This is a genomic window from Legionella rubrilucens (assembly GCF_001468125.1).
GTDB classification, from domain to species: Bacteria; Pseudomonadota; Gammaproteobacteria; order Legionellales; family Legionellaceae; genus Legionella_C; species Legionella_C rubrilucens.
Map to the genome: position 1 here is coordinate 16,108 of NZ_LNYT01000018.1, position 861 is coordinate 16,968.

Sequence of the window (861 nt, forward strand, 5' to 3'; positions counted from 1 at the left end):
GATTTCTACGGCACACGTAGAATACGAGTCCACAAACCGACACTATGCCCACGTTGACTGCCCAGGCCACGCGGATTATGTGAAGAACATGATCACGGGTGCTGCTCAGATGGATGGAGCGATTCTGGTGGTTTCCGCTGCGGATGGTCCGATGCCTCAAACACGCGAACACATTCTGCTGTCCCGTCAGGTTGGCGTACCGTACATTGTTGTGTTCATGAACAAAGCAGACATGGTTGACGATCCTGAATTGTTAGAGCTGGTTGAGATGGAAGTACGCGACCTTCTGAGCAGCTACGAATTCCCTGGGGATGACATTCCTATTGTTGTTGGTTCTGCATTAAAAGCATTGGAAGGGGATACCAGCGAGATTGGCGTACCAGCGATTGTTAAACTGGTTGAGACGATGGACTCTTACATTCCTGAGCCTGTCCGAAACATTGATAAGCCCTTCTTGTTACCGATCGAAGACGTATTCTCTATTTCTGGTCGTGGAACAGTAGTTACTGGTCGTGTCGAGAGCGGTATCGTTAAAGTCGGTGAAGAAGTTGAAATTGTGGGTATCCGTGATACACAGAAAACAACCTGCACAGGCGTTGAGATGTTCCGTAAGCTGCTTGACGAAGGCCGCGCTGGTGACAACGTAGGTGTTCTGTTACGTGGTACGAAGCGTGATGAAGTGGAGCGTGGTCAAGTTTTGGCGAAACCAGGTACGATCAAGCCGCACACCAAGTTTGAAGCGGAAGTTTACGTTCTGTCCAAAGACGAAGGTGGACGACACACGCCGTTTTTCAATGGCTATCGCCCACAGTTCTATTTCAGAACGACTGACGTAACCGGTTCCTGTGATCTGCCGCAAGG

General features: G+C 49.8%; 1 protein-coding gene. It reads left to right on the forward strand.

Annotation, left to right across the window (positions count from 1 at the left end; translation table 11 throughout):
* Position 1: 1 nt before the first annotated feature.
* A partial coding sequence (tuf, locus tag Lrub_RS07775) for an elongation factor Tu (protein ID WP_475001223.1) occupies positions 2-861 on the forward strand: 860 nt, incomplete at its 3' end.